Raw genomic sequence first — 11,091 nt, forward strand, 5'->3', positions numbered from 1 at the left:
GAGCAGATTGTCAGCCAGTCACGGAAATTGCACCCTTAGTAGGTGAAGTTTCATCTACTCCCCCTACCGAAGGCCTTCCCCCGAGCAGAGCGAGCGCCGCGACGACGGCGCCCCGGACTATGGCAACCGGCGTGTAAAGGTCTTTGTCATGCCAGAGTGGCGGGTGTTCGACATCGCAGCTGGCAAGATACGCACCAGCACGTCCGAGCGCGCGGTCGAGGTCATCGTCTGTCGGATCGGCGGTCAGGGCCAGGAGCTGCACGGCATAGGCCGTCTCCTCGGCGGTGCCGCCCCACCAGCCCCACGAACCGTCAGGGTGCTGGGTATCGCGGACCCAGCGCACGGCCCGCTCCACGGCCGGCCGCGCCTGGTCGCCGCCATAGGAGTGCAAGGCGAGTGCGGCGGCATGGCCGGCGTAGTACGGAGAGACGTGCCAGCGGTCCGTCCAGTGGCCGTCGGCGCTCTGCTGCCCGCACAGCCATGTCACCGTCTTGACCACCGCCGCCCGGAAGCGCGGCGCGGGGCGCACCGCATCGTATGCTCCGAACGCCTCCAGGACGTGGGCGTTGGTAGTGACCGAACTGCCCTCCTCCCCCGGCCACGTGGCGAAGTGGGTCTCCGCCTCGTAGGGCCACAGGACGTCCGGTGAGACGGGGTGGCCCAGCAAGGCCGAGGCGTAGAGGGCGCCCGCCGTGGTGTCGGCGTCGGCGGGCAACCCCGCGGCGGCCGGGGTCCCGTCCGCGCCCAGCAGCTCCGTGAGGCTGCGCAGCAATTCCGGATGCGCGTCGAAGGCGACCCCCGCGCGGGCCAGCCCCGCCAGCACCCATCCGCGTTCGAAGACCGTCACGGGCAGGCCGACCGGGACGGGCCCACCGTGCGGCCGTGCGGCGGTCTCGAGGAACCGGCGGCCGGGATGGAAGGCGTCGGGTTCGCCCGTGCCGAGCCAGGCGGCGGTCGCTGCCGGGGAGGCACCGACCGTTCCGGTGTATTCAGGCCGTATGCCCGGCAGCCCCGCAGCCTCAGCACCGACGATCTCCAGGGCGTGCAGCAGCTTGCGCGGGACCTCGATCCTCTCCCTGAAAGCCGCTCTGACCAGCTCGAATCTGCCGTCGTCGAAGACCTCGGGCAGGGGCAGCGGCTCCTCGACCCTGGCGTTGACCGAGTGGATCAGCGAAGCCGAGATCAGCTCGATCGCGGGCATGTCCGGCAGCGTCGGCAGGTCACTGAGAACGCTGCGGAGAAACTTCAGCCCCCGCTCGGCGGCGCGGCCCGCCTCCCCCTGCGCCCCGAGGAGCGCCTCGACGGCGCTGAGCGTGGGGACGATCCGGTAGCCGGGACCGCTCGGCGGCCCCCACCCGCCGTCGGGACGCTGCCGACCGACCAGGAACCGGACCCTGTCCCGGTGCCCGGCGAGCCAGGGGGCGAGCGCGACGACCCGGCCCGTCTCGTAGACCGACGGGGAGACCTGGCCCCAGGGATGAGCGAGCAGGCTCTCGACGAGCCGTTGTGCCTCGATCACCCGGCGACCCAGAAGTCCGAGACTCCGTAGAAGCCGGAGCAGAACTCCATCTGCCGCTGCAGGTAGTCGGCCAACCCGGGCGGGAGGGGCGCCAGAAGCTCCTCGGCGCTCACCGTCAGCTCCGCCAGGCGGGCTCTGACGACGTCCTCTTCCACGCCCAGCAGAAGCGCGTTGAGGTCGCCCCACTTCCGGTCGCGCTCTATCGATCCGAGGTCGTTGAGGAGCCTCAGGACGCACTGGACGGCCCGGCTCGCCTTGATGACGGCGGATACGTCGCCCTCGCCTCCGGTGCCGATCCAGTGGCCCGTGAACACGAAGGAGAAGCCGATGTTGTCGGCGTTGGCGAGGTAGCCGTCGAGGTCGGGAAGGTCGCCTGACCGCTTCCAGTCCCACTCCCTCGACATGCCGCCCAGCATCAGGCCGAGTTCCTCCCGCCAGACCTCGCGCAGGTGCGGGGCCGCGGCGTCGAGATCGTCGCGCACCTCGACCAGGAAGGCGGTGAGCTCGTCGACGGGGCCGTCCCCGGCCGCGACCCCGGCCACCCGCGCCAGGAGCGGGTCCAGGTCGTCGCGGGATGTGGCCGCGTAGTCGACAAGCCAGTCGAGGCCGAATGCCCAGAAGCACACCTTGTTGACCGTGCGCAGCCCGGCGGCGTCGAGCCAGGGGGCACTGAAGGCGTAGGCGAGCGCAAGTGAGGAGAACAGCGCGGGGTCGAAGGCCTCAGCCTTGTAGAGCTCCGGATAGCGCCGCGCCCAGCCCTGCATCTCGCGCTGGACCTGGCCCGCGACCGCGCAGATCCTGCCCGCGGACAGAGCGTCGGCCGTCATCGCCTGGGCTTCAGGGTCATGTACGCCTCGTCCTTCGGACGCAAGGTGGCGGCGAGCTGGGGGGTGAAGTTGTCCTCGGGCACGATCTTCACCAGGTCGAAGCGCGACAGCATGCTGGCCACCACGATCACCGCTTCGGCGAGGAAGAGCTCCTTGCCGATGCACTGGTGGCCACCCCCACCGAAGGGGAAGTAGGCGTAGCGGTTCCTGGCGGGCGCGTCGGGCGCGAACCGGTCCGGGTCGAACTCGTCGGGGCGATCCCAGAACAGGGGGCTGCGGTGGGTTACCCACTGACTGATGATCACATCGGCACCCTTCGGAATGCGGACGCCACCGATCACGTCATCCTGCTCCGCGCCACGGGTCACCAGCCAGACCACAGGACGCCAGCGGAGAGTCTCATCGATCACCTGCCGGGTATAGACGAGCTTGCGAATGTGCTCGACCGCGACGGGGCCGTCGCCGACGACCTCCCACACCTCGGCTTTCAGCCGCGCGAGCACCTCGGGATGGGCGGCGACGGCCGGCCACAGCCACGTCAGCGCGATCGCGGTGGTCTCGGTGGCGGCCGTGTACATGCCGACGTAGTTGTCACGCAGCCAGCTGTCGGTGGGTTCGCTGCCATCCGGCTGCGGGGTTCCGATCAGCAGCGAGAGCATGTCGGCCTGGCCCTCGACGACGTCCCGCTCGCGGGCCAGCGGCTTCATCGTCTCGTCAAAGAGTGCGACGGCCTTGCGGAAACCCCGGTCGCCCGGGCGAGGGAACCAGCCGGGGAAGAACGGTGTGACCATACGGGGCACCATCGTCTTGACGATCGTGTCCGCGGCCACGGCGAGATCGTCGGTCTTCTGGCGCGGAATGCGGTCGCCGAAGATCAAGCCGACGATCGCCTTGTTGACGACCGATCCCATCAGGTGCCGGACCGCCATCGGCGTGCCCGTGCGCGCGGGCTCCTCGGCGTCGTCCAAACCCTCGTTGACCAGTTCGATGAGCCGCTCCATCATCACCTGGACGTGCCGGGCGGTGAACATCGGCTGGATGGACCTGCGGCTGAAGTCCCAGTTCTCCTCGCTCTCCCCCAGGATGCCCTGGGGGAACATGCGGAACAGGGGCCTGAAGAAGACGCTGTCCCGCAGGTAGTTCTGGGGATTGGTCCTCAGCACGTGCTGGATGTGGTCGGGATGGGTGAGCAGGTACGGCTTGAAGATCTTCGCATCCAGCCGGACGATCTCTCCGTTGGCTCTGATCCCCATATCGGAGATAGCGCCGAGCAAATCCCGCCTGAATGCAGGAATATGTCGATAGACGGGAAGGCTCCGCGCTTCCCCGGATGGCCGGACGGCAGTGTCGAGGGTCATCGACGTCACGCCTCACTTCAACGTAATGCTCAATTGGCGCGATCCAGGGTGGGATCAGACCGGGGCAAACCCGGCACAAAGTGAGTCTTGCATGATCGGCCGCAACGGATCAAGCCGCTCTATGTGTCACGAAGTGGACATGCCTCTGTGACCGTAGTCACGTTTACTGCGAAGAGTGATAGGTGATCCACTTTAAGTGATCTTCAATTCATGTTACTACACTCCGCGACTGGCCAGTCATTGAAAGATGCTTACATTAATTCACGACAATGACACGCACCGGGCAATTTGTTTGGGATTCTGGAGAGGTTTGCCCTCGTCGAAAGAAGACTGGTGATGACGCTCAACACGGTGTCCTGCTCACTCGGGGTGACGGATCTACTCGCCGAGTCCCGCCTATGGATGGAACCGGCCATGCGCTCGGCGGTCGCGCGCCTGCATGACGGCCCCCGCACCATCTCCGGCTTCGCCTTCGGCTGGCCGGAGCAAGAGGGACCGACCGGGGCGGGAAAGGGCTCATCGGGCGGGGGAAAGGGCATCCGTCCCGCCATCGCCGGCCTGGCGGCCCGCGCTGCCGGGGGCAAGGCCGAGGACGCCGCCCCCGGAGCGGTGGCCGTGGAGTTCGTCCATGCCTTCTCCCTGATCCATGACGACATCATGGACGGCGACGAGACGCGGCGGCACCGGACCACCGCGTGGAAGGCCTTCGGCACGGGACCCGCCATCCTGGCCGGTGACGGCCTCCTCGCCCTGGCCCTGGACACACTCGCCCACGCGACCAAGGGCTCCTCGATCACCCGCCTGACCCGCACTCTGATCGACCTCGTCAACGGCCAGGCCATGGACACCGCCTTCGAGTCCCGCCCCTGGGCGGGCCCCGACGCGGTGACGGCGGACGAGTACTGCGCGATGGCCGTGGCGAAGACCGGCTCCCTCCTGGGCTGCGCCACTGCGGTCGGCTGGCTGCTGGGCGGCGGCGACGAGGAGGGGGCCGAGCGCATGGACCTGATCGGCCGCCACCTGGGACTTGCCTTCCAGGCTATCGACGACGTTCTGGGCATCTGGGGCGATCCGGCCGTCACGGGCAAGCCTGTCCACAACGACCTCCGGCAGGGCAAGAAGACCCTCCCGGTCGTAGCTGCCCTCGTCAACGGCGCCCCGGGGCTGGCCCTCCGTCTGGCGGCACGCCCCTCGGGTGGCCGGGAAGCCCGCCGCACAGCCGACCTCATAGAGTCCTACGGCGGACGCCTTCACACCGAGGCCCTCGCCGAACGTGAACTGAACGCGGCCCTCTCCCTCATCACGGCCCTGCCCTCCCCCGCCACCGCCGACCTCGAGCTCCTCGCCCGCTACCTGGTCACCCGCCGGTCCTGACCGTCGTGGCTCACCCGGAGCGGACTCTCATCCATCCCCGTGCCCCAATACCGCGAGAAACGTCGCGTCTCCGGGCCGAGGCGCAGGGCCGTCGTCAGTCCGCCACCGGGCGCCAGCGGCGCGCGGCCACCATCGCCTGGACTCCGCCGAGCAGGCCGATGAGCAACGTGACGGGGAGCGCCACCAGGACGGCCTCGACGAGGGTGATCCACGACAGACTGCCCTCGCCCGTCACCGACACGAAGAACAGGCCGTGCCAGATCGTGAACGCCGCTGCCAGGAGCACCGCCAGCGCCGTCGGCACGGTGAGATGCCAGAACGCGACCTCGCCGAAGATGCGCCTGCGTCCGCTCACCACGCTCAGGGGCGCGAGGGCCGGCCCGAAGCGCAGGAACTCCGCGGCCGCGCTAAGCCCCCCGGCGAGGAGCAGGAAGAACAATCCGGTCCAGCCGAACAGCAGCAGCCAGTTGGTCAGCCTCGCCCTGTCCGCGGCGCCGATGAGCCAGCCCTCCCCGAGACCGCCCACCTGCAGGGCCGAGAGCTCCCGGTAGCCCGCCTGTTTCACGGCCGCCATCGGGGAGGGGCCGCCGAGCGGGCCGACGACGACCAGTGCGGCCGGACGGGCCGGAACCGCGTTGACGGTGCGCATCCGGGTGTCGCCCCCGAACCAGCGGCGCATCGCGTCGACCCGCCGGTCCGGAGCCGAGCGCGGAAGACCCGTGAGCGCCGGGGAACAGGGCAGCCCCAGGCCCTTCATGTCCTTGCAACCGGCCGAAAGGGTGTATCGCTCACCGGCACGCGACGATGTCCGGCCGATGGCGAAGACCGACAGCTCGGACGGGAGACCGTCGCGGAACGCCGCGACCCGCTCGGGGGTCAGGCCCCTCGCCTCGATCATGATCACGCTGTCGCCGATCCGGGCGTTGGTCTGCCGGGCTTCTGCGGCACCGCCACCGAGTCTGCTGTTCCACAGCTGCATCTGGCTGACGACGCCGAGCCCGATGACGAAGGCCATGCCGAGCCGCACGACGACGCCCGGATGGCTGGTGGTCCACCGCCCGCCGATGAGCAGCCCCGAGCTGCCCGACCGGCGGCCCCAGCCTCCGAGGAACTTTCCGAGCCGCTGGCTGAGCACCGCCGCGACCGAGGGGAGCGTCGCCCACGTTCCGACCGTCCCGGCGACGAAGAGCATCAGGCCGAGCCGGCCCGACGCCAGGGAGGCCGCCACGATCATGCTGATCATCAGTCCGCACAGGTACAGCCGCCAGCTCGGCACGCGCTCGGTGAACTCCCTCGGTCGGGTGCTGCGGCCCGACCCGTCGACGCGGTGCAGCAGCACGACCACGGCGAGAACGGCCAGGAAGGCGGCCACGGTCGTCAACGCCAGCTGCACCGCCCATGCCCTCACGTAGACGGGATCCACGATGTATCCGGTGATCGGAAGCCTGATCGGCATCCACGCCATGACGAGGACCGGAAGCGTTCCGGCGAGCGTGCCCACGGCCGCGGGAAGCGCGCTCTCCCCGATGTCGACCAGCGCTCGATGCCCTCGCGAGGCCCCGAGCGCCGCCAGCAGGCCGCCCCTCCGGTCACGGGTGGCGGAACCGCATCTCGCGGCGATCACCAGCAGCGCCATCGCGGCCAGCCCCGCCGTGGCGCCCAGGGTGAGGAGCAGCTGGAACAGCGGCCGCGCGTAGACCGACTCCCCGAAGGGCGACGCCACTCCGTATCCCGCCGCGCGGATCCAGCTCTGGGCGTGCGCCGGATCGGGTGCGACCGCGGGCCGGACATAGGCCAGGCGCTCGACCGGTGACGCCAGCCCCGCATCCCCGATGAGCCCGCCGAACCGGCCATAGCGTTCGCGAACGCCGTCCTCCCCGCCCAGCCGGACCAGCTCGGGCGACAGGAACGCCTCACCGGGCTCCGGCCAGCGATCGAGGCCCGGCGGCGGTGCGAGCTCGGGGTTCAGCGGCACGACCCTGACCACGCTGTGGGAGATCTCTCCCAGGGAGTCCTGCGCCTCCTGCCAGAGCAGCACGGTCTTCTGGCCCTTGAGCGGCCAGGCGAACCCGCGGGCCCTGTCGCGCTCGTCCCTGCCGGAATAGGCCGCCGCACAGACCACGCACGCGAGCAGCGTCGCCGCGAGCACGGACGAGGCGAGGGCCAGCGCCCAGAAACGCAGGCGGTCTCCCGGCCTGCCGCGCCCGGCGGCCCAGCCGATGCGGACGAGCTGGAGCCGCAGCGAGGTCCCGCCCCTCATCGAGCCGCCTCCACAAGCCGTCCGTCGTCCAGCCGCAGGCATCGATCCGCCCGGGCGGCGACCCCATGATCGTGGGTGACGACGACCAGCGCGCACCCGCGCTCCGCCGGGAGCTTGAACAGGAGATCCGCCACGGCGTCCCGGGCCGTCTGGTCGAGCGCCCCCGTCGGCTCGTCGGCGAGGATCAGCGTCGGGTCCCCGATGAGCGCCCGCGCCACCGCCGTGCGCTGACGTTCCCCTCCCGACAGCTGCCCCGTCGCGGTCCCCTCCGCAGGAACACCCAGCCCGGCGAGCAACTGCTCGGCCTTCTCGTACGCTTCCCGGCGCTCCATCCCGGCGAGCAGGCCCGCCAGCGCGACGTTCTCCGTCGGCGACAGTTCCGGCAGAAGCTCCCCGAACTGGAACACGATGCCGATCCGCTCTCTCCTGAAAGCGGCCAGCCCACGACCGGAAAGCCGTCCTAGCTCCTGCCCCTCGACCGTGACGCGCCCGGCATCCGGCTTGATCAGCCCGAGCAGGCACATGAGAAGCGTCGACTTCCCCGACCCGCTGGGCCCGACGACCGCCGCCGACGCCCCCCGCTCGACCTCCAGATCGAGACCGTCGAGAAGGGCCCTGCCTTCCACCGCGTAACTGAGCCCCCTGGCCCGCAAACCCGTCTGCCCGCTCATCGAAGAACTCCGCTCATGACCGAACCGCTGGTGCACTACCATCCGCAACAGGGCTGGACCGATCATCCTCAAGCTGATCGGTCCAGCCCCCAGGCGCAGGTGCTAGACGGTGATCCAGCTCGAGCAGATGTCGGGTGCCAGGTCGTACTCCTCGCACGCGTGGATCTTCGTCACGGTCGACCCGTCACCAGAGTAGACCGTCGTGCCGGCGTCGGACTTGTTCCACAGCGTGTACTTCTGCGTTCCGGTCGAGGACCGGTTGTACTCGTTCTTGACCCACTGGTCCTCGTTGGTGTCCTTGACCGCCGTCTTGCCGGGGTCGTTCTGGGCCGGGGCCCAGGAGTGCACGCCGTGCGCGTAGGCGCTCGTGGCGAGCGCCCCCGCGGCCGGCAGGAAAGCGCCCACGGCGAGCATGGTGCCCGCCACGTACTTGATCGCGCGGTTCATGGCCGAGTCTCCCTCGTCAGGTCGGGGCCGACCGGGCGGTCGGCCTCGTGGCCAGGAGTATCGCCAGGCCGCTCTCGGACGATCAACGACTTGATCGCCGGAGTGGCCTCCGCCACTTTCCCGCTGCCATGACAACTTTCTTCATACCGCCGCGAACAGGGCTTGATCATCAAGCAATGCGCTCGTAATGAGAGCAATCTCAGATGAGAAGTTCGCCAATGGGACCACCAGACGAACATGAGCCGATTTCATCAGGTTCCCGGAACCGAGAGCGGCCGACGCCGGTGATCCTGCGGTGATCGCGAAGCGAGCTGGATCTTCTACCGTCTGTATCTCTCACGTTCACCCCTTTACCGGAGGCTTCCGCATGGATCTGGCCGATCGTCTCCTGTCCGTATCGGAGGCCGCGGAGTTGCTCGGGCTCGACCAGTCCCGGGTCCGGCAGCTGATCAGGGCCCGGATGCTCGGAGCTACCAAGATCGGCGGGCGTTGGATCCTCGAACCCGGCGCCGTCCGGGCGTGGGCCCTCCGCGGCCGGATCCCGCGGGCTCTCTCACCACGCGGCGCATGGGCATTGCTGCTCCACCTCGACGGATGCGACCCGGCATGGGAGAACCCGGTGGAGCGGCATCGAACCAGGTGCCGCGCGGCCGAGGTGCGGGACGGATCCCAGCTGGCCGAGCTGGTGCGGAACCGGGCCACGGCGCACGAGTTCACCGTCCATCCGTCCGTCCTGCACCGCATCGGCCGGACGCGCGGGCTCGTGGCCTCCGGTCCCAGGCCTAGCCTCGCCGATCCCCGCTTCGAGGCCTACACACGGCCTGAACTCTTCGAGGAGCTGATCTCGCGCTTCGGGCTGCGGAACCCCACTCCCGGCGAGGGCAGGCTCGTTCTCCGGGTCCCCACAAGCTTGTGGCCCTTCGCTCCCGAGACGCGCGCGGCGTCTCCACTCGTGATCGCCATCGACCTGCTCGAAGGCGCCGACCGGCGCGATCTCGACCGGGCCAGGGCCCGCGTCGATCGCGCGCTCGGCTCCCGCGTGGCGTCCGGAAACTTCAGTCCTTGACCGCGACTCCGCCATAAGCCCGGAGGCGTCCTCCGCGCGGAGGGCGGTCGGTCCAGATCGCGTTCACCTCCGTCACGCCCGGCGGAAGCAGGCGGAGCCCTGCGAACAGGGCGGTCGTCTGGTCCTTGGTGCGCAGCACCAGGGGCGGCAGACCATCGAAGACGGACGCGAGCTGTTCGGCGACGATGTCGGCGAGTCCTTCCCTGGCAGCGATCTTGAAGGCGAACCAGCTGCCTCGTGGAACCGCGTCGACGAGCTTACCGATCAGGACCTCGGGGCTCTGTTCGTCCGGGATGTAGTTCAGCTGCTCCTTGACCATCACCAGGACTCTCCGATCCAGGTCGATGAGCCGCTCGACGGCCGGTGAGGAGAGAATGGACCCCGGGTCGCGCAGGTCTGCGTGCTGGAAGGCCACGAAGTCGCGGGTGACATGCTCGGCGGAGAAGCGGATCAACGGCAGGTCGTGGCTGGTGTACACGACACGTCCCCGTCCGGGCGCCACAAGGTCGATCACCTCATGGGGACTGTGCGGGCCGGGCGCCACACAGCCGATGTCGATGATCTGGTCGATGCCCTCCTTCAGCGCGTGCCGCACCACCCTCGCCGCGAACTGCTCGCCGTCGTAGGCGGGATCCTGGACGTCGGGAACGGCCGCCAGCATGCTGTGCGCCGCGGCCCTGTCCTTGTAGGAGTGATACGGCAGCTGGAGGACCGCACCGAGAATCCTGGAAGCGGAGGAGCGATGCGGATCCCCGCCCGAAGCCTCGACCCGCGCGTCACCCTCGTCGAGAGGCACGGGCAGCGGTTCGAGACGCGGATCGTTGGCGTCGATCCAGGCCGCCAGCTCCTGGAGTCGTGCACCGGGATTCGAGCCGAGTTCCGCCTGGATCGCGGTCTCTCCCTCCGCATAAAGCCGGAGGGCATCGCCCTTGCGGCCGGACAGGTAGAGCGCCTGCATCAGCAGGCCGCGCAGGTACTCGTTCAGGGGGTCCGCGGCGACGAGTTCCGGCAGTGAAGCGGTGAGCTCCCGTGAGGAGCCGAGCCGCAGCAGGATCTCCGCGTGCTCCTCGACCAGGAGGGAGCGGCGCAGGCGAAGTCGGTCGAGTTCGTCGCACATCGCGCGCGTGCGGGGCTGGCCCATGAGGACGACCGGGTCCCACATCCCCAGGACGCCTTCGAAGAGCAGAGCGCGGGCCCTCAGGTCCAGTGCCCGCCCGCGGTCCGTGAGAGCGTTGGCGACGCCAAGGTCGACGAAGTCGTACTGGTTGGCGAGGAACCGGTAGCCGTCACCGACGGTGAGAAGGCGTTCGGGGCCGAGGAGGACGCGCAGGCGTGCCATCACCGAGGTGAGGCGGCTGTTGAGCTTCCGCTCGTCCCTCTCGGCCTCCCACAGGAGTTCCTTGAGCCTGGCCGAGGAGAGCGGTCTTCCCTCGGCGAGGACCAGGGCCGCCAGAGCCGCCCGCGTCATCGGCTGAAGGGGAACCTGGCGGCCTTCGTCGTCATGAACCTCGATCTCGGCCCGCAGAACCTTGACCCGCACGCACTCTCCTCCGGTCGGCCGAAGCAGCC

General features: G+C 69.3%; 9 protein-coding genes. 2 read left to right on the top strand and 7 right to left on the bottom strand.

Annotation, left to right across the window (positions count from 1 at the left end; genetic code table 11):
* Positions 1-10: 10 nt before the first annotated feature.
* The 3 genes from ABD785_RS03610 to ABD785_RS03620 are packed head-to-tail and all read right to left on the bottom strand — an operon-like array spanning position 11 to position 3,704.
* The gene (locus tag ABD785_RS03610) at positions 11-1,519 is read right to left on the bottom strand and encodes a prenyltransferase/squalene oxidase repeat-containing protein (RefSeq protein ID WP_344822062.1); all 1,509 of its coding nucleotides are present in this window, start codon (positions 1,517-1,519) and stop codon (positions 11-13) included.
* Positions 1,516-2,346, bottom strand: coding sequence for a terpene synthase family protein (locus ABD785_RS03615; RefSeq protein WP_344822064.1), 831 nt, complete (start codon positions 2,344-2,346; stop codon positions 1,516-1,518). The genes ABD785_RS03610 and ABD785_RS03615 overlap by 4 nt, the downstream gene beginning before the upstream one ends.
* Positions 2,343-3,704, bottom strand: coding sequence for a cytochrome P450 (locus ABD785_RS03620; RefSeq protein WP_344822880.1), 1,362 nt, complete (start codon positions 3,702-3,704; stop codon positions 2,343-2,345). Before ABD785_RS03620 ends, ABD785_RS03615 begins: the two co-directional genes overlap by 4 nt.
* A 336-nt stretch (positions 3,705-4,040) precedes the next feature.
* Here ABD785_RS03620 and ABD785_RS03625 point away from each other — a divergent pair, with 336 nt between their 5' ends.
* Positions 4,041-5,078, top strand: coding sequence for a polyprenyl synthetase family protein (locus ABD785_RS03625; RefSeq protein WP_344822066.1), 1,038 nt, complete (start codon positions 4,041-4,043; stop codon positions 5,076-5,078).
* A gap of 94 nt (positions 5,079-5,172) precedes the next feature.
* Here the strand turns inward: ABD785_RS03625 and ABD785_RS03630 are convergent, their stop codons facing one another.
* The 3 genes from ABD785_RS03630 to ABD785_RS03640 form a co-directional block, all read right to left on the bottom strand.
* Complete coding sequence (locus tag ABD785_RS03630; protein ID WP_344822068.1) at positions 5,173-7,338, bottom strand: FtsX-like permease family protein; 2,166 nt, start codon at positions 7,336-7,338, stop codon at positions 5,173-5,175.
* Complete coding sequence (locus ABD785_RS03635; protein ID WP_344822070.1) at positions 7,335-8,009, bottom strand: ABC transporter ATP-binding protein; 675 nt, start codon at positions 8,007-8,009, stop codon at positions 7,335-7,337. Before ABD785_RS03635 ends, ABD785_RS03630 begins: the two co-directional genes overlap by 4 nt.
* 102 nt (positions 8,010-8,111) lie before the next feature.
* The gene (locus ABD785_RS03640) at positions 8,112-8,456 is read right to left on the bottom strand and encodes a hypothetical protein (RefSeq protein WP_344822072.1); all 345 of its coding nucleotides are present in this window, start codon (positions 8,454-8,456) and stop codon (positions 8,112-8,114) included.
* 367 nt (positions 8,457-8,823) lie between these two features.
* Between ABD785_RS03640 and ABD785_RS03645 the strand changes: the two genes are divergently transcribed.
* Positions 8,824-9,522 (top strand): helix-turn-helix domain-containing protein, encoded by a 699-nt coding sequence (locus ABD785_RS03645; RefSeq protein ID WP_344822074.1) that lies wholly within the window; start codon positions 8,824-8,826, stop codon positions 9,520-9,522.
* Here the strand turns inward: ABD785_RS03645 and ABD785_RS03650 are convergent.
* Positions 9,512-11,062 (bottom strand): SAM-dependent methyltransferase, encoded by a 1,551-nt coding sequence (locus ABD785_RS03650; RefSeq protein ID WP_344822076.1) that lies wholly within the window; start codon positions 11,060-11,062, stop codon positions 9,512-9,514. The two genes, ABD785_RS03645 and ABD785_RS03650, sit on opposite strands and share 11 nt — an antisense overlap.
* Positions 11,063-11,091: the final 29 nt, after the last annotated feature.

Source organism: Actinocorallia longicatena (assembly GCF_039534125.1).
Classification (GTDB): domain Bacteria; phylum Actinomycetota; class Actinomycetes; order Streptosporangiales; family Streptosporangiaceae; genus Actinocorallia; species Actinocorallia longicatena.

Coding starts and splice junctions, on each gene's coding strand:
- ABD785_RS03625 (WP_344822066.1), top strand. CDS start 4,041: ATGACGCTCAACACGGTGTCCTGCTCACTCGGGGTGACGGATCTACTC.
- ABD785_RS03645 (WP_344822074.1), top strand. CDS start 8,824: ATGGATCTGGCCGATCGTCTCCTGTCCGTATCGGAGGCCGCGGAGTTG.
- ABD785_RS03620 (WP_344822880.1), bottom strand. CDS start 3,704: ATGACCCTCGACACTGCCGTCCGGCCATCCGGGGAAGCGCGGAGCCTT.
- ABD785_RS03635 (WP_344822070.1), bottom strand. CDS start 8,009: ATGAGCGGGCAGACGGGTTTGCGGGCCAGGGGGCTCAGTTACGCGGTG.
- ABD785_RS03640 (WP_344822072.1), bottom strand. CDS start 8,456: ATGAACCGCGCGATCAAGTACGTGGCGGGCACCATGCTCGCCGTGGGC.
- ABD785_RS03630 (WP_344822068.1), bottom strand. CDS start 7,338: ATGAGGGGCGGGACCTCGCTGCGGCTCCAGCTCGTCCGCATCGGCTGG.
- ABD785_RS03615 (WP_344822064.1), bottom strand. CDS start 2,346: ATGACGGCCGACGCTCTGTCCGCGGGCAGGATCTGCGCGGTCGCGGGC.